Genomic DNA, 22,911 nt, shown 5'->3' with positions numbered 1-22,911 from the left:
AATGACATTAATAAAAAAATTTCAAAAACACTCTACAGTTCAAGGTTTCACACTCATTGAACTTGCCATTACATTCACCGTTTTAGCTGTAATCGCCACACTCGCCATCCCCTCATTTAACCACCTACAAGCAAGATCAGAAAGTGAAAATATTTACCCTCATCTAAACAATATAATTCAACACTACAAAAATGAGGCCATCATCACACGAAAAAATATTATTTTATGCTCAACAAATGATGGTAAAACATGCAATGGTAGTAATCGTTGGAATAACGCTATTTTAGCTACCTACGATTTAAACAATAATAATAAAGTTGATGATACAGATACCATCATTCAAGTACACCAGAACAACATTGACTATGGCACACTCATTTGGACAGGCGCATTTAAATCAAACATTATTGTTTTACAACGGGATACTGGCTTGCCTAGAGGATCTATGGGTAATTTCACCTACTGTAGCACCAAATACCCCAAGGAGTTATCTCACAAAAGCTCACTTAGTCAAATGGGGCATCTGCGCTACGAAAAACTAAATACATGCTAAATCAGATCATTTAAAAAATACGACTTTTATCTCGCACACGCTGCGGTATTTTTTTTAGCTCAAGCAACATATTTTTTGCAATATTGACATAGTGTGGTGCAGCTTCATCTTGTACCAATACACTTGGCTTACCTGAATCTGCACTTTGCTGAATACTTTTCAATAAGGGTAATTGCCCCAACAATGGCACAGCATATTCATCAGCCAAATGAGTTCCACCACCTATACCAAAAATATGCTCCTCATGACCGCAATTTGAACACACATGCATGGCCATATTTTCAACCACGCCCAATACTGGAATAGACACTCGCTTAAATAACTCTACACCTTTCACAGCATCAAGCAATGCCACATTTTGCGGTGTGGTTACCACCACTGCACCCGTCACAGGAATACGTTGTGCTAAAGTCAGCTGTATGTCGCCCGTACCAGGTGGTAGGTCAATGAGTAAAATATCTAACTGTGGCCATAAAGTCTGATTAAACAATTGCATCAGTGCCCCAGTCGCTTTAGGGCCTCGCCATGCCACTGGCGTATTTCCTTTACCCAATAAATGACCTATAGATAGCACAGCCATACCATACGCATTGATTGGAATAAAACGTTCATTTTCAATCACAGGGCTTTTGGCTTCACTGCCTAACATGATTGGAATACTTGGCCCATAAATATCTGCGTCTAAAACACCCACTTTATAGCCTAGTGACTGCAGTGCTAAAGCTAAATTCACTGTAGTGGTCGACTTCCCGACACCACCTTTGCCAGAAGCGACAACCACAACATGCTCAATCATTGGATGTGCAGTCAAAGTCTGTTGTTGCGGTGGTGTTTTATTAGACTGTGGTATGACCGTTTCTACAGCTGCCGTTTTTTGTTGAATAATATGTAAATTTAAATGCTTCACTGCATACAGTGCTAATTGCTCAGCAAGCTCATCACGAAATGTTTGTAACTGCACCACATCAGCTTTAGGCACATCTAACATCAGTTGCAAACATGCATCTACATATTGTATCTGTTGAATATGGTCACATAACAGCTGACCTGAAGGTAACTGAAATGTCTGTAACACACGTTCAATGTCTTGCTCATGCGAATGATTTTCCCCTAAAGCAGATTTTAACAACCCGTGCCACGACATAACAACTCCAACCTAATCAACACATATAATGCCATGCTTATATCACAGCATGAAAAAACCGCCTATAAATCTGTCATTAACTTAACGACATCTTTAATAGGCGGCAGCGAATATTTACAACAGATTAGAATTTATTTTTGAAATCGTCAAACTTATTTTTTGCGGTGTTTTTTAGCTCTTCCACTTTATCTTCTACAGCATCTTTTAACTCTTCAGCTTTTGCTTTTGCTTCATCTACTTTATCGCTAATTGCAGAATGTGCAGACTCTTGCTTATCTTCCACACCTTGTTTAAGTTCAGCAAATTTATCTTCAGCACCTTGCTTTAACTCATCAAACTTTGCCTGACCTTGATCTTTGGCATCTTCTGCCTGTTGTTTCAAGTTATTGAATGCATTTTCCCCTTGTGTCTGAACATCTTGTGCCTTTTCTTTCGCCGCATCAGAAAGATCAGATGCTTTATTTTTCAATTCGTCAAACTTATTACTGTCTGTCATGTTGTTTTTCCTTTTTAAACTCAAAAATTTAATTAAGTTAAGTACACCTTTAATAACCTAATCCAACTGTAAAAAATTTGTTAGATTTTTTACTAAAAACTGCACTTTGATACAAAGAAAATACACAACTCGGAAGATATCTTTTTCCCTCTATACACAACAAATCCGCCTGCACTTTCACACAACCATCATTTTGATTATATTTTTCGCAATTCAACCATGCAAGAAACCGATAAGTCAGGTAAAATCACCCACTTGTAAACACCGTGAGAGAACTATGTCCGTTCGCAAAATACTTGTTACCAATGCCTTACCTTATGCAAATGGCCCAATCCACATGGGACACCTGCTTGGCTATATACAAGCCGACATATGGGTTCGTGCAATGCGATCTCTCGGACATGATGTAACTTATGTGTGTGCCGATGATGCCCACGGTACAGCAATTATGCTCAGTGCAAAAAATGGTGGCGTCACACCAGAAGCATATATAGCATCAATACAAAAAGAACATGAAAATGATTTTGCGGCATTTAATATTAGCTTTGATCACTATGACTCAACCCATAGCAGTGAAAACCAAGCACGTGCCGAAGAAATCTATTTAAAAAACCACAAAGCAGGCCACATTGCCGTTCGTCCTGTGACACAACTGTTTGACCCTGAAAAACAAATGTTTTTGTCAGACCGTTTTATTAAAGGTACTTGCCCAAAATGTAACACAGAAGACCAATATGGCGATGCTTGTGAGTCGTGTGGCACAACCTACAATGCAATAGAGTTACTGAACCCTCGCTCAACATTAAGTGGCTCTACCCCTGTTGAAAAATCGTCTGACCACTACTTCTTTAAGTTGCCAGATTTCAACAACTACCTACAACAATGGACACGTGACCAAGGCCGTTTGCCTGTCTCTATTGCCAATAAATTAGACGAATGGTTTGAAGCAGGCTTATCTGATTGGGATATTTCACGAGATGCCCCTTACTTTGGCTTTGAAATCCCAAATGCACCAAACAAATACTTTTACGTATGGGTAGATGCACCGATTGGCTACATGGCAAGTTTTGAAAACTACATTAAAACCAAACGCCCTGAACTAAGCTTTGATGACTACTGGAAAAAAGACAGTAAAAATGAAGTCTACCATTTTATTGGTAAAGACATTGTTTACTTCCACGCGTTATTTTGGCCTGCAATGCTTGAAGGTGCAGGTTACCGTACCCCTACAGCCCTCTTTGTAAATGGCTTTTTAACTGTGAACGGGCAAAAAATGTCTAAATCACGTGGTACGTTCATTAAAGCTGCTACATATAAAGAACACCTTAACCCAGAGCAACTGCGTTACTATTTTGCATCAAAACTATCAGACAAAGTCGAAGACTCTGACTTAAACCTTGATGACTTTATACAAAAAGTAAACTCAGACCTTGTAGGTAAAGTAATTAATATTGCCAGCCGTTGTGCAAAGTTTATTAATAAAGACTTTAACAACATACTGTCAAAGCAATGTGCTGAGCCTGAACTCGTACAACACTTCATCGATGCAGGACAACAGATCATGCAATCATATGAGTCTCGTGAGTTCAGTACTGCTATTCGTCAAATTATGGCTTTAGCAGACAAAGCCAACCAATATATTGATGAGAAAAAACCATGGGCTTTGGCCAAACAAGAAGGCCAAGCCCAACACGTCCATGACATTTGTTCAGTGGGGATCAATCTATTCCGCCAATTGATGGTTTATCTACAACCTGTACTTCCTACACTTGCCAGTGAAGTCCAGCAATTCCTAAAACTTGAACATTTTCACTTTGCATCAAGAGAAACTGTACTCACCGATTGGGAAATCAATACATTTACACCGCTCATGCAACGTGTAGATAAAAAAGCAGTAGATGCAATGGTTGATGCTTCAAAATCATCACTCACCGCTACAGAAAAGCCAGTTGCAAAAGCTGTAAAAAAATCATCTAAGCCTGCTGTAAAAACACCAACGACAGATGAACCCATTCAGATTGATGACTTTTTCAAAGTCGACTTACGAGTTGCAAAAGTACTACAAGCAAATACAGTAGATGGCTCAGACAAGCTACTACAACTTACCCTAGATGTCGGTGAGCCTGAACCACGTAACGTATTTAGCGGTATTCGTGCCCAATATGCACCTGAAGACTTACAAGACAAATTGGTGGTAATGGTGGCTAACCTTGCACCAAGAAAAATGCGTTTTGGCATTTCAAATGGCATGGTACTGTGTGCAGGGGATGGCATTATTATTTCACCAGCAACCGATGCAAAACCTGGCGACAAAGTATCTTAAACATCAATATTTGAACCAGAACAACACCTCAAGTGAGGTGTTGTTCTTTTTATATATTACAGACCTTCTACTTTTTTCTTTAAGGCATCATTCATTTTTTGAAAGTTTTGTGTTGTCTTGTGCTGTAAAGTTTTTAAAAATGGTCGAACCAACACCCCTCTAAACATTTCACTTTGAGTCAACTTCACTGTATCTTCAGATACTTGTTCTAGAACAAAGCTGTGCTCACCATCAAAAATACCTTTCATCCATAAACGACCCAACCACGTAAACTGCTTATTTGTATCATGCGCTAAAACAATTGCTTTAAATGACATTTTATGAGCAGAGTCATCATGTAATGTTACCCGTATTAAGCCCCCTTCACTCATATTGCCAACAACATCATAAATAAAAGGATTCCACGCTTTATAATGCTCAAAATCCATGAGTACTGCCCAGACCTGATCTAGCGTTGCCTTGATACGGACTTCTGTATTAATTTCAAATTTCATTGTTTTTATCTATTGTATGTAAAGTAGTCTAAACATAACATGATCACCTTAAAATCACACAAAATACTAAAATCATAAATACAATTCGGGGAGTTTTAAACCATAAGCACAAAATATAAAGTTATCCACACAGTTATCCCATCGTATTTTTTTTATTTTTTGATATGCTTGCTACTGCTATATTTTACAAACAACAACCACTTACAACACCCGTCCTTCCACAACAAAATAAATAACAAAATGTCAATATTGATAATTTAAAAAAATTACCGTATCTTGTGCCAATACTTAATATAAACCACCAAATATTGTGTTTAAGCCTTTAACTTATATACTGCAAAAGCGTATTTAATACAGGTCAAAACATCATAAACAATACAATGGAGCGAAGCTGATATGAGCGTCATCTCATCAACCCCAGGGCAACTTCAAGTCATCAAACGTACTGGTGAAGTTGCACCTTTTGATGCCGAGAAAATCTCTGTAGCTATTGGTAAAGCATTTTTAGCTGTAGAAGGGCAACAAAGCGTTGACTCAAGCCGTATCCATGACCGTATTACTGAATTGACCAATATGGTGAGCAATACGTTTAAACGTCGCTTACCATCTGGTGGCACAATTCATATCGAAGAAATTCAAGACCAAGTTGAACTTGCACTAATGCGTGAAGGCGAACAAAAAGTTGCTCGTAGCTATGTCATTTACCGTGAGCAACGCACCAATGCTCGTCAAAACCTGTCAGAAAATCATCACCCAACACTACAAATCACAGCGGCAGATGGTAGCCTACAGCCACTAGACCTCGCGGCGCTGAATACAGAAATTAGCAAAGCAGCCGAAGGGCTTGAAGGCATTGACGTACAAACCATCGTTGATGAGACTGTTAAAAACCTATACAACGGCGTAAAGGCCAGTGACATTGCAACCACAATGATCATGGCAACACGTACACGTATTGAACACGAGCCAAACTATACTTATGTGACTGCACGTTTGCTACGTAATGAATTGGTACAAACAGGCTTACAATTTTTAGGCTTAGATGCTGAAACATCAGAAGCCAATGCTCTCGAAGCATATCTTAAAAAAGGCGTAGAGCTTGAGCTACTGTCACCTGTACTGCTCGAGTTTGACCTAGAAAAGCTATCAAATGCCATTCAACCAGAACGCTCAAATCAGTTTACCTATTTAGGTTTACAGACCCTATTTGACCGCTACTTCATTCACTCAAAAGGTGTACGTTTTGAACTGCCACAGCTGTTCTTTATGCGTGTGTCTATGGGGCTTTGCTTAAACGAAGAAAACCGTGAAGATCGTGCCATTGAGTTCTACAACTTACTGTCTAGCTTTGACTACATGGCATCAACGCCAACACTGTTTAACTCAGGTACATTACGCCCACAACTTTCAAGCTGTTACCTCACTACCATTGATGATGACCTATACGACATCTATGGTGCCATGCGTGACAATGCCATGCTTTCAAAATGGGCTGGTGGCTTAGGTAACGACTGGACACCTGTACGTGCATTAAACTCATACATCAAAGGCACAAACGGTAAATCACAAGGTGTTGTACCCTTCTTAAAAGTGGCAAATGATACCGCAGTTGCTGTAAACCAAGGTGGTAAACGTAAAGGTGCTGTGTGTGCCTACCTAGAAACATGGCACTTAGACATCGAAGAATTCTTAGAGCTACGTAAAAACACAGGTGATGACCGTCGCCGTACTCACGACATGAACACAGCAAACTGGATTCCAGATTTATTTATGCAACGTGTTATTGAAGATGGTGAATGGACACTATTCACGCCATCAGAAACACCAGATTTGCATGACCTGACTGGTAGTGCCTTTGCTGAACGTTACAGCTACTATGAAAGCGTTGCCAAAGAAAAGAACATGTTGCATAAAAAACTACATGCAAAAGACTTGTGGCGTAAAATGTTGTCTATGGTGTTCGAAACAGGCCATCCTTGGATTACATTTAAAGACGTATGTAACCTACGCTCACCACAACAGCATGTTGGTGTCGTTCACTCATCAAACTTATGTACTGAAATTACCTTAAATACCAGCAAAGATGAAATTGCAGTATGTAACCTAGGTTCAATTAACCTCGTTCGCCATATCGAACAAGGTAAGCTAAACGAAGACAAACTAAAACGTACCATTAAAACTGCGGTACGCATGCTAGATAACGTCATTGACATTAACTACTATGCCGTACCACAAGCGAAAAACTCAAACATGAAACACCGCCCAGTGGGTATGGGAATCATGGGCTTCCAAGATGCCCTTTATGAAATGAATATTGCTTATGGTTCAAATGCAGCAGTAGAGTTTGCCGATGAATCAATGGAAGTGATCAGTTACCACGCCATTCAAGCATCAAGTGACTTAGCTGTAGAGCGTGGCACGTATTCAACCTTTAAAGGTTCACTATGGGATCAAGGTATTTTACCAATTGACTCACTTGATCTTGTGGCAAAATCACGCCCTGAAAAAATGTTTGAAGTTGACCGTACACAACGTTTAGATTGGGATACCCTACGTACTACCGTACAAAAAAATGGTATGCGTAACTCAAATGTGATGGCGATTGCACCAACAGCAACCATTTCAAATATTTGTGGTGTAGCGCAATCTATTGAACCAACCTTCCAAAACTTATATGTAAAATCTAACCTATCTGGTGAGTTTACAATTATTAACCCATACCTCGTTCGTACGCTGAAAGAACGTGGCTTGTGGGACGTTGTTATGGTCAATGACCTTAAACACTACGAAGGCTCAGTAGAGAAAATTGCACGTATCCCAGATGACATCAAAGCACTGTTTGCCACTGCTTTTGAAGTTGAACCACGTTGGATTGTTGATGCAGCATCTCGTCGCCAAAAATGGATTGACCAAGCACAATCTCTCAACCTGTATATTGCAGGTGCAAATGGTAAAAAACTTGACCTGACCTATAAAATGGCATGGTTACGTGGTCTAAAAACGACTTACTACCTCCGAGCACTCGGTGCAACCTCAACTGAAAAATCGACCATTAACACAGGTGCCCTGAACGCTGTGAAAAAAACCACAGTTAACAATGCACCCACTGCAACGGCTAAAGGTGTAGAAGAAGGCTTTACACAAGCTGCTCCTGTACCGCAAGCATGCTCTATCGACAACCCAGATTGCGAAGCATGCCAATAAAACATGACAGTGACATTTCTTAAAGGAATGTCACTGCACGCCTTTTTAGGCAACATATAATCTGTGAGTCAAGGATGAGTGGAAATAGGTTCACTACCCTATGCCACTTATCTAGAAATCAATATCGCATTCAAGGCATCAACACTTCAATAGATGACTTATGCTAAAATAAACACCAAGAAGAGAGATTAATTATGTCTATCATAAGTTGGGACGATTTTGACGATGATTCGAAAACACAAACTCCAGAGTCCAAATCTACGCCCGTCCAACCGCAAGAAACGCCTGAACAGAAGATGGTATCTGATTCGCAGTCATCGCAGAAAAGCTCTGACGAATCTGAAAATTCTGGAACAACCTCAAGTAACAGAGCAACACATCAAACCGATACCATGGCTCGGGCAGCTGAATCACTCAGAAATTTAGATATTGCACCAGGTCTAGAAGAGTTGGAAATGGGTGCGGGTCGTGTTGAAGTTGATGATAAATCAATGATTAACTGCCGTGCGGACTTAAATCAGCTTGTACCATTCAAATACGAATGGGCTTGGCAAAAATACCTTGATGGTTGTGCAAACCACTGGATGCCTCAAGAAGTAAACATGACGCATGACATTGCGTTATGGAAGTCAGAAGATGGGTTAACTGAAGATGAGCGAATGATTGTCAAGCGCAATCTTGGCTTTTTCTCAACAGCAGACTCATTGGTTGCGAACAACTTAGTACTTGCGCTATATCGTTTGATTACAAACCCAGAGTGCCGCCAGTACATCTTACGTCAGGCTTTTGAAGAAGCTATTCATACTCATGCTTACCAGTATTGTGTTGAATCCTTAAGTATGGACGAAGGCGAAATCTTTAATATGTACCGTGAAATTCCAAGTGTTGCTAAAAAAGCAGCTTGGGGTCTAAAGTACACACAAGAATTAGGTGATCCAAAATTTGTGACAGGTACAACTGAAACAGATCAAACGCTACTGCGTAATATGATTGCGTTTTATTGTGTACTTGAAGGCATTTTCTTCTACTGCGGTTTTAGCCAAATTTTAAGTATGGGTCGTCGTAATAAAATGAGTGGTGTTGCAGAGCAATTCCAATACATTTTGCGTGACGAGTCTATGCACGTAAACTTTGGTATTGATATGATCAACCAAATCAAAATTGAAAATCCAAAACTTTGGACTGCAGAATTCCAAGAAGAAGTGATTCAAATGATTGTTGAAGGCACAATGCTTGAAATTGAATATGCACGTGACACTATGCCACGTGGTATTTTAGGTATGAATGCGGCAATGATGGAAGAATACTTACAGTTCATTTGTAACCGTCGACTTGCACAACTTGGCTTGCCTGAACAGTATAAAGGTGTAAATAATCCATTCCAATGGATGTCGGAAATGATGGACTTACGTAAAGAAAAGAACTTCTTTGAAACACGTGTAACAGATTACCAAACTGGCGGTGCTTTAAGCTGGTAGGTTTTTGTTGAACCGCACATCAGTTGTCACTCAAACAAAAAGAGCTGTTCAAATTGAAGAGCTCTTTTTGTTTTGAAGAGCATTACAAACAACCGGTTGCTTTATAATGCCTTACATTGATTAAAGATTTGAAAATAGATTCGAGTTTTAAAATATATCACTTCTCTTATAAAAACATGTTTTAACACTTCTTATCGTATCTTAATATGCGAACTCTAAAATAATAATGCTCTCTTCATCTCTATGACCATAATTTAGCTATAGTGAAAATGCTGAAAAACACATACAAGTAAAAACTCCAGAATACGTGTAGGCAAGCCTTTGGTATTATTGACTGTATGATGAATTAGCCTGTTTCACTATAATATATACTTTCTTAGATAGATTTAGAAATCAGCTTAGCTGACTATTATTAAACTAAAAAATACTCCATTTAAATATGAAGATTATAGTTTTTTGAGAAGCATATGGCTTCATCACGACCTACATATGGTCCATAATTATTAATACTTATATATCCATTTTTTCTGTAGAATTTTACAGCTCTTGTGTTAACCTTTCTAGTCTCAAGCAAAAGTGCATTATACCCCATGGCCTTTGCTGATTTTTCTAAAAAAGTAAGTAAAGCATAACCTATACCAGGTGAACTTTGACTTGAAAACATTCTTTTAACTTCAGCTATACCTTCTGTTAATGGCCTGATGGTAGCATAGCCTACTGCATCACCTTTTTCATTTCTTGCCAAAACCCAAAGAAATCTATCTTCACCTATTGAATCTACAGTAAAGTGTTTTTTGCCATTATTACCAGTAATAAATGCACGACCAATCATATACATCGTATAACTCTGAGCCAAAGAAACAATAAGCCCTGAAATAGCCATTATTGCTGTTAGTCCTAACAATAAATGTTTTCTATCTATTCCTTTAGCTAGATAGGATATTGTTAAACTTGTTATTACAGCAAAAACACCTGAAACAGTGATTCCCTGCCCAGCTAATCCTTCTGTAATATGTAAATCTTGAGCAATTGTAGTCAATAGACTAACTGGCATAAATTCAGAAGCAATTAATGCAAAAACACATAAAGCCATTGCAAATACGCCACTCCAATAAGCAGGCCTTTCCAGCCTCTTATCCTCATTTAAAGTACTAGGCATCTTTATTCTCAATATAAAGAAAATATAATTATAAAAATAATCTTAAATAAGAATAAGTTGCTTAAATCGAATAGAGTCATGTATTTAATTCATGAATTAGCTTTATAAAAATAAAATAAACATTATTTTTGCTTATCGCTTCATCAAAAAATGCTTTATTAATGAGTAAAATTCATAAGTCTATTATGTTTTTATGGACTAATTTGTGTCCCCTAAGATTAGTAAAATTATCTCAATGTCATATTTTAGTCAGTAATTTTAAGGATGGTAAGAATGCCAATAAATCTTCAAAAACTCCGTCATATTGCTTTAACAGCAGCGGTTACAGCTACAGTTAGCCTATTTTCATCAGCATCTGTAATGGCAGCAGATATGTCAAATGGTGCGAATAACTTTTATCAAAGCAACCAAGTCATTATCAAGAAAGTTTCTTTTAAGAACCAGTATGGAATGAAAATTGTTGGTAATTTAGTTTTACCTAAAAATCTAAGTAAGAATACAAAAGCTTCTGCGATTATTGTAGGAAGTCCAATGGGTGCAGTAAAAGAGCAAAGTTCTATGCTTTATGCACAAAAACTTGCAGAACAAGGATTTGTCACATTAGCAATCGACCAATCATTTTGGGGAGAAAGTGAAGGCAGCCCAAGAAATGCTGTAGCACCAGATATATATGCAGAAGCATTTAGTGCTGCTGTTGATTACTTAGGGACTCGCAATTTTATTAATCCTGAGAAAATTGGTGTTTTAGGAATTTGTGGTAGTGGTAGTTTTGTAATTAGTGCTGCTAAAATTGATCCACGTATGAAAGCGATTGCTACTGTAAGCATGTATGATATGGGTGCTGCTAACCGCAATGCTTTAAATCATTCTTTAAGTATCGAGCAAAGAAAACAAATTATTGCAGAAGCTGCAGCTCAACGCTATAAAGAATTTGAAGGTCAAAAGCCAGCTTATACCAGTGGTACAGTCCATAAACTGACAGTAGACACTCCTGCTATTCAACGTGAGTTCTATGACTTTTACCGTACTCCAAGAGGAGAGTTTACTCCTAAAGGTGCTGATCCTCTTGGGACGACTCATCCTACTTTAACAAGTAATGTGAAGTTTATGAATTTCTATCCATTTAATGATATTGAAATGATCTCACCTCGCCCAATGTTATTCATAACAGGTGATCAAGCACATTCAAAAGAGTTTAGTGAAGATGCATATAAACATGCTGGTGAGCCTAAAGAATTATATTATGTTAAAGGTGCAGGACATGTTGACCTATATGATCGTGTTAATCTCATTCCATTTGATAAATTAACTTCTTTCTTTAAAAATAATCTAAAGTAAATTAATCATCTAAGAGCTGTATACTCAAAAGTATATAGCTCTTTTCATTCATCTTGAAAATTAAATAAAGAATTAATCGTAGCTTTCGTCTATATTTCTGCTTTGGACTTTTCTGTTTATCTGGAACTGTTCGTTCTATTAAGTTACTTTCAATAGCAGGGTTCAAATAGTTTTTTTGAAATGTTGCCCGATGTGAAAGATTAACCAATCTCAATGCTGTTCTCGATGATTTTAAACTTTATCAAGTTTTTTGAATATATTTCTATTTGCTCGCGCTTATGGGCAGGAAGAGGTCCATTTTTAATACCACCAATAACCTCACAATGATAGTTTTAGGTGAAGGCATCAAATCGACTCTTTAAAAACTTAAGCTCTAGATTTCTAATCTCATTTACTTCATCATATTTCAAACAACTATTTATTAATTATTAAAAATGTTTAAGACTGAAAACTATTACCACATAGATTACTTAGCTCAAGCTGGAGTAACAGAAACATGTCTCTATAGTCTTTGCAATTTAATCCAAACAAATGTAGATTTCACTGATGCACGTTTGCTCACAAGTGAACAGGCTCATGCATTTATATTTAAAGATCAGTTTGGCAGGTACTACATTATTCGATCAGGTTTTGCATCAGGTTATTCAGGTGAGGCCCCAAAAGGACTCGCAAAAGCACTAGCAATTTTAAGAAGACATCAAACTCGTCCCATCAAAGCTTATCAATAAGCTAAATAAATCATTATTGACTGATCAAGATATAGATTTTATTTTTCGACAAAAAATCGTCCGTCCTATCCGTTTACATGACTATATCTATCCTTTCGAAGGCGAAGTTAATCAGGTACTAAAGCAAAAACGTTACTACCCATTAGAGCTACCCTATTCAATTATTGATGATAGAATTTTTGATCTTGCTCTGCTCTTTAAACAAGATCCAGATTCAGCATTAAGCAAGGCATATAAACGCTTAGAAGATATCATTAGAGAACGTACAAATTGCAATGAATCTAGTACAAAACTTTTTTCTCAAGTCTTTCAAGGTAAAAATGCCTTATTAACTTGGGACGTACCTGATAACTCCGAAATAAACGGTCGAGCAGAGTTATTTAAAGGCACGTATATGGCATTCCGTAATGCCCGAGCTCACCGTGAAAAAGATGAAAACTTAGTTCATCAATATCGTGAGTTTTTATTAATTAACGAACTATATTTACTCGAAGAAGAAGCAATCACAATTATTTCTAATAAATAAATCCAAAGCCCGATTTAAACTTGAACAACTTTATACTTATACTTCTTTTAAATATAAATTTTCAAAAGGCCAACCATATCTACAAAAGATAAAACTCTAACTCTTATTGGTAAGAAATTTGGGGCGTTGCTGGTCTAATAAAAGATACCGAATACAAGTACGATGGTGTGATCCTATTAATATTCAACTAATATTATTAATAAGTCTATACTTCTGCTTTGGACTTTTCGGTTTATTAGGCACTGTTCTTTCTATTAAGTTACTTTCAATAGCAGGATTTAAATAGTTTTTTTGAAATGTTGCTCTATGTGAAAGGTTAACTAACTCCATAAGCTCGACCAGACTATATTCTTTTCCTTTTTGCATCTTATTAACAAGTTGACTTACATGCTCGTTAGCTTGAGCGGTATCTTGATCGCCAACTTGAGCGGTCATATTTGAATTTAAAATCGCATCTAAAATCATTTGCAAGATAAATTCAATAAAAGGAGCTGAATCAGTCTGATTTGTACTTGCTTGTAAAGCATCGTAATAAGCTCTCTGATTTTGATAAATTAAGCTTTCAACAGGAATATTGATAAAAATTGGATGCCACTGACTCAGTATTAAAGTTTGCCAAAGTCTTCCCATTCGTCCATTGCCATCTGCAAAGGGATGTATAAACTCAAACTCGTAATGAAAGACTGAACTTTGTATGAGTGGGTGCTCTTGACTTACTCTAAGCCACTGTAATAAATCACTCATTAAACGAGGAACTTGGTTTGCAGGTGGTGCCATATGTATTACTTGACCACCAGACATTACACCTACCCCACCTTGACGATATTGCCCAACTTCATCAATTAAACCTGCCATCAATACTTGATGTGCTTCGAGTAAATCAGACGCAAGACTCGGTTGCCATTTTTGAAAGGCGTCATAAGCTTTAATCGCATTGCGAACTTCCTGAATTTCTTTAGGAGGCGCAATGATAGGTTTTCCATTTAAAATCGCTGTAATTTGCTCAGTGCTTAATGTATTTCCTTCTATAGCTAGTGAGCCTTGAATAGTGCGAATACGATTTGCTTTTCTGAGTTTTAGACTATCTTGGATTTCATCTAAAACAGTCAAACGCCCTATGTTTTCACTAATCTGAGCAATCAGATGAATGATTTTAGATGTGATGGTATAAGGCGGTTGGTAGTTCACAATAACTACTCCTGTAAATTAATTTTAGATTGAAGCCTACAAATGCCTCGACAAATTAAATAATCTTCAAACTTAGGAAAAACTAAAAACTCGATGCACTGATTAAAACTCAATTATAAGTTTTAGGCTCTTATCATATTTCACTTAGTGCTACTCATTATGAGTAGCACTAAAGGTCAACGGTATCAAAGTAAATTTATAATTAAATCAAAAATAAAGCTTCATCAATGTGGACGTTCTTTTAACCGCTACAGGTAAACTGCTCCAGAACTAATACAGCTATTTATTAAATTTTCAGGTTTTTCCACATTAAACGGTACGACTCTTAGCATTGCCTCACCGCTGTCAACATTAAATTTTAGTGAAATTTCATTATCAAATTTATTTAATTGATAAGGATAAACTAAAATAACTTCACTGCTATGCTCTAAATAATAGTGACTATAAGCAAACATTTGCTGGATATCGCTATCTTTTAATCCAAATCTTCCAGCCCGATTAGTCTGATCCAAGAGCTTCCATTTGGTATCTAACACAATCTTTCGCTTAGTTTGCTTATGCTGAATATAAATATCAGGGCGAAGTCTAAAAATAGGGTTATCACCATATAAGCAAATATGCTGATTCGATACTTGCGTGCTTACCTGCCAATCTTTTAATTCACGGCGTAAATGGTAAGCAACATAATGTTCAAAAAGTTTTTCCATAGGAAATAGTAGGCTCATGCCACGCCAGCTTCCTTGGGTAGATACAGGCATATATTCACTTAGAATCAATTCTGTCCAAGGTTTGATATCAGTATAAAGCGCAAGTAATCGCCCAGATTGCCATTGCTTAAAATCTTGAGCAATGTTTTGGCTCTTTGGAATTTCTCCAGTCATCAAACGAAGTTCTTGAGCAAGTTTCCAATTTTTAGGACTGCTCGTCTTTTTACAAATAAGATCTAATGCCGTTTTAATTAATCTATTTTCAGGACGATTAACTTCATAAAAATCATGTTCAATGGGAAATATATGTTTTTTTGCAGGTGGTTGCCGCATATATTTTACATGCTGCAACTGCCCTCTTAAGTATTTTTGTTCCTCTTGAACACGCTGATAGTCAAAGCGCAATCCATGCTGAATGAGTATTTCAAAATGATAAAGAAACTGTTCAATGACCCATTCATGAATCGGTTGTTTAAATCGATTCAGACTAGCTTCACCCACATCACGATAAGGTAGATGTAAAGATACTCGGAGCATTTTCTTCAATAGTTCTCGTTCTTTTTCAACCAAACCATCTATCGACTCATCTACCGTTTGACTAATATGTTTTGGCAATATTTCAATGCGAGTACCACACTTGGTTTCAATTACTCCGACATATTGGTCAAGCCTTAATTTTCTACGCCCAGCCAATTCAAATGTTTTGGCACCATTCTTTGAAAATGAGGCAGATAACTCACACAAATACTCAAATGCTGACTCTGAAATATAAGCATGATCTATCGTCGATTCAGGACACCCAACATAAGCAACACTAATATAGGCATATTCTCTGACTGTAATCAGATCAGGCATAAATACCCCCTATCCGTATCGAATAATTTTTGCAAAACTTTCAATAGATTCAAATGAAGTTGGTGCCAATTCCCAAATTTTCTTATCTTCAAAGTAACCTAGCTCTTCCGCATCTGCATTTGGAAATATTACTGATTTTTCTATAGTTTTTGACTGAAGCATATCATTGCCATTTAAAACTAAATTGATTTTTGCCCAATCATCGAAGAAATACTCTTGTAGTTGTGGAATAATCTTCTGCTTAAAAATATCTGCTAGATTATTTAAAGTAGGCTGTTCTTTTAATAACATAAAGTTAGCATGACCCAAACAATGATCCCGATCAAGTAAGAATTCAATCCTTTGATTCATAACTGTCAGTAACTGTTGAATATCTACACCATCAACACTCACGCCATTTAATAACTCTGGCTTAGGTGGCATTTCAATAAAAGTAAAACGGCGGCGTAGTGCAATATCTAATCCTGTTAAAGAACGGTCAGAACTATTCATTGTTCCAATAATATAAACATTATTTGGTACGCTAAATTCTTCTTTTGAATAGGGTAAAGTCACCGATAATGCTTCTTGAGCACCTTGACGCTTTGAATCTTCAATTAAAGTAATGAGCTCGCCAAAAATACGAGAAATGTTCCCACGGTTAATTTCATCAATGATTAAGACATAAGGTCTAGAGTTTAAATCGGGGCTGATTTCCTCATATTCAATGACTGAACGCAATGAATTTGCTATAGCCCATTCATAAGCCCTATTATTAATAATATTATCTTGTCCAGTCTTTAAATAATTCCTAATATGCTTTATTGATAATGGAATAGTTGTATCTTTAGAGGTCAGAGCAAATAAAGTACCTGATTGATTACTTGTTACTTTAATTTCTGCATTACGCTTTGTATAAAAACTTTGTTCAGTATGCTTTGCCTTCTCAATTAAATTGTCAATTGCACTATTTATACTGAATTCTGTTGGTACATTCGCTCCAATATTTTTTGAAGTAACTTCTATTTGAGCATCACTACAAATCTCTTTAAAAACACCTGCTTGAACATCATAGGTTAAATTTCCTTCATCATCTGTTTCAGCACGAATACCTTCCACAAAGTCCTCATAACTAAAACTCTGATGGAACGTAACAAACTTAATTTGGCCTTGATCTTTATAATGATCAAAACGTTTCTTTAACTCTTCACGCTCTTCAGCATCTAGATCCTCAAATGATTTATTTTCTATAATTGACAAAGCATGGTTAATGCTGTGAAAAGTCTTTCCTGTCCCAGCAGTACCAAATAAAATACGGTTTAATGCTTGATTCATTATATTCTCATTTTTTTTAATAACTGGCACAAATTCACTCTGATTTAACACTTCTTCTCCGTCACTCGGTGTTAAGGAACTCTGCTTAGGATTAGCCTTTAAATATTCATTTACCAATTGATAACCATAACTTAATATAGATTGCTCACCTTTATTTTTTAAAAGGTACTGATATGATTCAACCCGATTTAAATTTTTATCTTCTGTTAAAAAACTTAACATTTCTTTTGAAAAAATTGAGATAATTTGAGGGGTTCGCTGATTCTGATATAAAAAAGCAATTTTCCATTTAAACATTTCACTTACTGGAATGTTGAGTATTTCTTCAAGATCATTGTTGGTAACAGCATTAATAACATTCAAAATATTATGTTTTATTGTTTTAAATGCCTCTTCCTTAGTATTGCCAAACTTTTGAAACCAACAATATTCATTATCATATATACGGCCACGTCCATTTTCTTTATCTTGTTGATCACGTCTATGAAATATGCCAAATTTCGAGGCATCTCCGCCTCGTATATCTGCAATTGGACGAGTCATATGTTCTAACCAGTATGTAAACGTATCTTTACTACCAATTTGAATGTATTGTTCTAACGTCATTTTTTGAACATTTTCTATAGACCAAACACTTAAAAACTGATCCCACAAATTTTGAATTTCTTGTTCGTTCAACAGTCAATACCTTCTACAATTTCCACTTATTAACGTAGCTATTTTAGCTTAAACCTTTCAAATCTTATTTAAGCTTGTAAGCAAGTTAACCTTTACTCAGCAACACATCATAAATAATATTTGCAAACTGCTTCATCTTGGCAGGATCGCTAATCAATTGTGTCATTTGCTCTGTATGTGCTGTATTACTATCAAATACTGCATTTCCTAAAGCATCATCAAATTCACCCAACATAGCCAGTTGTCGTGGGTTCTCTTTGATTTGTTTCATCATTCTGGCATTTTCAGACATTTTACCTGCTACAGTGTGGACATAATTAATCATGTCCTGATCTGTCAGCTTGTCAGTAATAAACACATCATTTACACGCTGTAAAATCACCGATAAAAAGTCTTCTGTCTTATCTTTCGCCTTTGCAGATCCAACATCATTAGCTGGCTCTATCTTATGCTCAGTACTATTGGTTTTGAGTTGAATATCTTGTTGACGAATTTTTGAAAGACGATAGTGACTCATCGATACGTTACTCAAATCAATCTCTTCTTCATCTGCTTCTTGCTCACGTAACAAAGGGCGTAAGCTACGAGCAAACAAACTCATTTTCTCTAACTCTTTATCGTTATATTCCACAATCTGTGACATAAACTCATAAAAACGAGTAAAGCTACCTAAGTCTTTTCTAAAAATCTCGAGCGTTTCTCGTGCTTTCTTTGCTTCAGAAAACTCTTTTTCAGCATTCGCAATTAGCACAGGTTCCTCTGTTCTCTTGGCAATTTCCAAACGATCTTTAGTCACTTTATAATCATTAAGTGCTTGAGCATAACGCTGTTGCCAACGCTGCTTAGCTGGTTTACAAATATTGGAAAGCACCGCATTCGATTTATTTTTACGATAAAAAGCTTCAACAAATTGTTCAATTTCATTCATCATAAAAATGTGGGCTGCTTTTAGCTTTTCAGCCAAGTCATATACAATATCTGGATTAGATACATCTGCAAGTTCTGCCGTTTGATAGTAAGGTTGGAAAGCATCCAAAATTTCTTCGGGTTCATTAAAAAAATCTAATACAAATGTACCTGACTCTGCTTTACCAGGATAAGTACGGTTTAAACGCGATAATGTTTGCACGCATTCCACACCACCCAATTTTTTATCGACATACATTGCACAAAGCTTAGGTTGGTCAAAACCAGTTTGAAATTTATTAGCAACAATCATGACTTGAAAATCATCGCTGTTAAATGCTTTTCGCATGTCACGCCCTTTCAAGTTTGGGTTCGTATTACTTTCAGTAAACTTCTGCCCCATCAAATGCGTGCTATCGGCATCATGCTCTGTAAATTTCACTTCACCTGAAAAAGCAACCATTGCTTGAATGTTGGCATAATTTTGCTCTGTTACATATTTATCAAAGGCTTGTTTATAGCGTACAGCCTCTTTACGTGAGCTAGTCACAACCATTGCTTTCGCCTGACCGCCCAGTAAGCCCATTACATTCTTTTTAAAATGCTCAATAATGATACGGACTTTTTGTGAGATATTATGGTCATGTAAGCGTACCCATTGATTCAGCTTTATCTTGGCCTTTTTAGCATCAACCTGATCATCTTTTTCTTCAACTTTCTGTTTGAGCTTATAAATCACTTTATAGTTGGTATAGTTTTTAAGCACATCTAAAATAAAACCTTCTTCAATCGCTTGGCGCATGGAATACACATGATACGCTTCGGGCTTATTGGTCTTAGATGCTGGCAATGTAGGATTCGGTAAACGTCCAAATAGCTGTAACGTTTTATCTTTTGGCGTTGCTGTAAAGGCATAAAAGCTTAAATTCTGACTACCTTTACGTGAAGCCATGACAGAATCAATCACATCTTCTGCACTCAGTTCATCATCTTCATTTCGCTCATCTAACATCAACGTTTCTTTAAGCTGTCGTGCTGTTGAACCACTTTGTGAAGAATGTGCTTCATCCGCAATGACTGCATAATGACGTTCTTTTAAACGACTGCTGTTTTCAATCGCACGTAAAACATAAGGAAAGGTTTGAATAGTCACAATAATAATTGGCTGTGCCATTTCTAAGGCTTTGGCTAACTTTTCAGACTTAGAACCATCACCTTCTTTATTGTTAATTCTCCCGACTACACCACTCGCATGTTCAAACTGATAAATGGTGTCTTGTAACTGATCATCTAAAACCGTTCTATCAGTCACAACGATCACTGAATCAAACATCTTTTTGTGGCTTGCATCATACAAACTAGAGAGCTGATGTGCTGTCCATGCAATCGAGTTTGATTTACCCGAACCTGCACTATGCTGAATTAAGTATTTTTGTCCTGTACCTTCTGTTAAAGAGTCTTCAACCAATTTGGTCACTACTTTCCATTGATGATAGCGTGGAAAAATTAGACTTTCTTTTTTGTATTTTCGTCCCTCCCAGTCTTCCTTTTCTTCTATCTGTAAATGAATAAAGTTGCCAATAATATTTAATAAGCTGTCGGGTGTTAGCACCTCATTCCACAAATAGCCTGTTGCGTACTCATTTATATCTTCGGGTACATCATTACCTGCACCTTGTTCTTTAGTACCTTTATTAAAAGGTAAAAAGTAAGTGTCATCACCATTTAAATGGGTTGCCATATATACGTCATACTGGCTTACGGCAAAGTGTACCAATGCCCCACGCTTAAAAGTTAAAAGTGGTTCTGGTTTGTTGGTTTCGGGGTCTTTCGGTAAACGTGTTTTTTTATACTGTGCCATGGCATTTTGCACAGCTTGTTTAAATTCGGACTTAAGCTCTAAAGTTGCTACAGGAAAACCATTAATAAATAAGACTAAATCTATACGCCATTTTCTGGCTTGTTTTCCTGTGGCTTCAAGTTCTGCTTTAGTTGCGTGTGGGCTATAGACCACTTCGGGCACTACACGGCAAATATTTTGTTTATAATTTTCATACAGTTCAGGGTTTAAACCATGCTCAGGTTTAAACTGGCAAAATGAAAACCGTGTACCTCGTGTTTTCAGCCCATGCCGTAATACGCCTAATGTACCGTAACTGCGAGATTCTATATCGGTGGCATTGCTATTGGCTTTTTTAAGTTGAGCTACAACGGTGTCTAAAAAATGACGTTCGGTATCATTTGGAAAAATTGTTTTAAACTTCTGCCACTCGGGCTGTTGTGTTTTTTGTACAAAGTCTAAAACGTCTTGTGGGTATAACGCCTTTTCACGGTGATAGTGTTGTGCTGAGCCTACATGCCAACCATGGCTTTGCATTTGCGTAATAATGTCTTGTTGAAAAATGCTTTCTAAAGTTGCATCTGATTTCATGTACTGCACTCCATATTCTCTTGATTATTATTTTTATTTGGGTTTTGCCAATGCCGAACGTCTATTTTTCCTGTGACGGCTGCGGAAATAAGTGCTGTACGGCGTTCTTGTAGTAGATCAATTGTTTCCAATGTTTTTTGTTCTAAAATATTAAATTGCTGTTTAATTTTTAAAATATGAAAGTGCATTTCTTTAATTTCCTCTTTACTCGGTACAAGTACAGGGATATTTTCAACTTGCTCGACGCGTAAATGCGATACAGTACTACCATGGGAAACACTGTTGATATAACGATCTAGACAGTCCGAAATTAAGTAATCAAATAAATAATTTCCATAATAACTTTCATAAGCAATGAAATTCATCATTCTTTGCCCCATACAGAATTTTAAAGTATCAGGTACTAAGCACACTTGTCCTGTTGGAGCTTCACGAGTAAAAAGAATTGACCCTACAGGGGGAACACCTCTTTGCGTCCATATATCGAAATTCCTCTTATCCGTATACAACGCACCCTTGAAATTTAATTCTTGATTTTTGACATTAGTTGTACGAACTACAAAATACTCCCCATCATCAAAGTACTCAGGAGTTTTATTTCTACAATCCACGACTTCGCTTTCGTATTTTAATTTTGATACTTTCCAATGCTCAGGCACCTCCCCCAACCATTCAACCCCTGAATCTTTCATTTTTACATTAGGGTTTAGGCCTTTAGTCACCGCATGACTAATCACCGCTTGGTGTTTTTCTTGGAGTAATTCAATCAGCTTTTTTTGTTTGGCTATGAGTGTGTCAATTTTTGCGGTTTCATGGTCGAGGAAATTGGCGATTTGGGTTTGTTCATTTTTAGATGGAAAGCAAAATTTTTCCATCAAATAAGCTTCAGAATCTAAATTTTGAATCCCTGTAGTCTGTTTAATAGCAGAAAAATTTACACGACCTGCATATAGGTGTGAAAATGCATATGTTATGTAACGACTATTCATACTCATACTAGGAGTCATTTTTGCGACAAAATTTGAGGTAATCGCAGGAAAATCTTCATTAAATTGAACAACACACCCTACCAATGTTTTTTCACCACCACCTGATTTTTCAATTAATAAGTCTCCTTTTTTCAATAGTCTATTTTCAGCTTCTTTAGAAAGAATTGATCTGTAAGTAAGTTTATCTAAATTAATTTCAAAATTATTTCTATTAAAGTCAGCAACCCTTAATACACATAGATCATTATCTCCATTAGGTTCTGCTCCCCAAAAACCATTCGTACATTTATTTACAGCTCTCTTTAATGAAAAAAACTCCCAATGACTCGGAATTTCCCCCAACCACTCCACACCCGAATCTTTATACTCTGCATATTTCTGATACTTCGCCATTTTATTA

General features: G+C 36.8%; 14 protein-coding genes and 2 pseudogenes. 6 read left to right on the top strand and 10 right to left on the bottom strand.

Annotation, left to right across the window (positions count from 1 at the left end; all coding sequences use genetic code 11):
* Position 1 precedes the first annotated feature (1 nt).
* A complete protein-coding gene (locus tag I2F31_RS10505) occupies positions 2–553 on the top strand; it encodes a GspH/FimT family pseudopilin (protein ID WP_195769345.1) in 552 nt (183 codons plus the stop codon).
* A 10-nt stretch (positions 554–563) separates the two neighbouring features.
* Here the strand turns inward: I2F31_RS10505 and apbC are convergent, their stop codons facing one another.
* Both apbC and I2F31_RS10495 read right to left on the bottom strand, forming a co-directional pair.
* Positions 564–1,697, bottom strand: coding sequence for an iron-sulfur cluster carrier protein ApbC (gene apbC / locus I2F31_RS10500; protein WP_195769297.1), 1,134 nt, complete (start codon positions 1,695–1,697; stop codon positions 564–566).
* 124 nt (positions 1,698–1,821) lie between these two features.
* The gene (locus tag I2F31_RS10495) at positions 1,822–2,193 is read right to left on the bottom strand and encodes a hypothetical protein (protein ID WP_195769296.1); all 372 of its coding nucleotides are present in this window, start codon (positions 2,191–2,193) and stop codon (positions 1,822–1,824) included.
* 277 nt (positions 2,194–2,470) lie between these two features.
* On the opposite strand from I2F31_RS10495, the gene metG reads away from it, so the two are divergent.
* Positions 2,471–4,516: a methionine--tRNA ligase gene (gene metG, locus I2F31_RS10490; RefSeq protein WP_195769295.1), complete on the top strand. Its 2,046-nt coding sequence runs from the start codon at positions 2,471–2,473 to the stop codon at positions 4,514–4,516.
* 56 nt (positions 4,517–4,572) lie between these two features.
* Here the strand turns inward: metG and I2F31_RS10485 are convergent, their stop codons facing one another.
* Positions 4,573–5,010: an SRPBCC domain-containing protein gene (locus tag I2F31_RS10485; RefSeq protein WP_195769294.1), complete on the bottom strand. Its 438-nt coding sequence runs from the start codon at positions 5,008–5,010 to the stop codon at positions 4,573–4,575.
* Positions 5,011–5,406: 396 nt separating this feature from the next.
* Here I2F31_RS10485 and I2F31_RS10480 point away from each other — a divergent pair, with 396 nt between their 5' ends.
* Both I2F31_RS10480 and I2F31_RS10475 read left to right on the top strand, forming a co-directional pair.
* Positions 5,407–8,214, top strand: coding sequence for a ribonucleoside-diphosphate reductase subunit alpha (locus tag I2F31_RS10480; protein WP_195773878.1), 2,808 nt, complete (start codon positions 5,407–5,409; stop codon positions 8,212–8,214).
* Between the two features lie 194 nt (positions 8,215–8,408).
* A complete protein-coding gene (locus I2F31_RS10475) occupies positions 8,409–9,692 on the top strand; it encodes a ribonucleotide-diphosphate reductase subunit beta (RefSeq protein ID WP_195773877.1) in 1,284 nt (427 codons plus the stop codon).
* A 433-nt stretch (positions 9,693–10,125) separates the two neighbouring features.
* On the opposite strand, the gene I2F31_RS13260 is transcribed toward I2F31_RS10475, so the two are convergent.
* Complete coding sequence (locus tag I2F31_RS13260) at positions 10,126–10,851, bottom strand: GNAT family N-acetyltransferase (protein WP_213014866.1); 726 nt, start codon at positions 10,849–10,851, stop codon at positions 10,126–10,128.
* Positions 10,852–11,124: 273 nt separating this feature from the next.
* Here I2F31_RS13260 and I2F31_RS10465 point away from each other — a divergent pair, with 273 nt between their 5' ends.
* A complete protein-coding gene (locus I2F31_RS10465) occupies positions 11,125–12,189 on the top strand; it encodes an alpha/beta hydrolase (RefSeq protein ID WP_407647879.1) in 1,065 nt (354 codons plus the stop codon).
* A gap of 82 nt (positions 12,190–12,271) precedes the next feature.
* Here the strand turns inward: I2F31_RS10465 and I2F31_RS10460 are convergent.
* A pseudogene (locus tag I2F31_RS10460) lies at positions 12,272–12,403 on the bottom strand (Fic family protein); the annotation flags it as partial.
* Positions 12,404–12,623: 220 nt separating this feature from the next.
* Here I2F31_RS10460 and I2F31_RS10455 point away from each other — a divergent pair.
* Positions 12,624–13,443, top strand: a pseudogene (locus tag I2F31_RS10455) (TIGR02391 family protein).
* A gap of 183 nt (positions 13,444–13,626) precedes the next feature.
* Here the strand turns inward: I2F31_RS10455 and I2F31_RS10450 are convergent.
* From I2F31_RS10450 to I2F31_RS10430, 5 genes are all read right to left on the bottom strand, one after another.
* Entirely contained in the window at positions 13,627–14,631 is a 1,005-nt protein-coding gene (locus tag I2F31_RS10450) for a Fic family protein (protein ID WP_195773875.1), read from the bottom strand.
* A gap of 248 nt (positions 14,632–14,879) precedes the next feature.
* Positions 14,880–16,193, bottom strand: coding sequence for an McrC family protein (locus I2F31_RS10445; RefSeq protein ID WP_195773874.1), 1,314 nt, complete (start codon positions 16,191–16,193; stop codon positions 14,880–14,882).
* A 9-nt stretch (positions 16,194–16,202) separates the two neighbouring features.
* Positions 16,203–18,185, bottom strand: a complete 1,983-nt coding sequence (locus I2F31_RS10440) for an McrB family protein (RefSeq protein ID WP_228285927.1) — start codon at positions 18,183–18,185, stop codon at positions 16,203–16,205.
* A gap of 85 nt (positions 18,186–18,270) precedes the next feature.
* Positions 18,271–21,522 carry a type I restriction endonuclease subunit R gene (locus I2F31_RS10435; RefSeq protein WP_195773873.1) on the bottom strand — a complete coding sequence of 1,084 codons (3,252 nt, stop codon included), beginning with the start codon at positions 21,520–21,522 and terminating at the stop codon, positions 18,271–18,273.
* Positions 21,519–22,904: a restriction endonuclease subunit S gene (locus tag I2F31_RS10430; protein WP_195773872.1), complete on the bottom strand. Its 1,386-nt coding sequence runs from the start codon at positions 22,902–22,904 to the stop codon at positions 21,519–21,521. The genes I2F31_RS10435 and I2F31_RS10430 overlap by 4 nt, the downstream gene beginning before the upstream one ends.
* Positions 22,905–22,911: the final 7 nt, after the last annotated feature.

The organism is Acinetobacter rathckeae (assembly GCF_015627125.1).
Classification (GTDB): domain Bacteria; phylum Pseudomonadota; class Gammaproteobacteria; order Pseudomonadales; family Moraxellaceae; genus Acinetobacter; species Acinetobacter rathckeae.
Note: the sequence above shows the minus strand (reverse complement) of the source record. Positions and strands in the feature narration are given on the sequence as shown.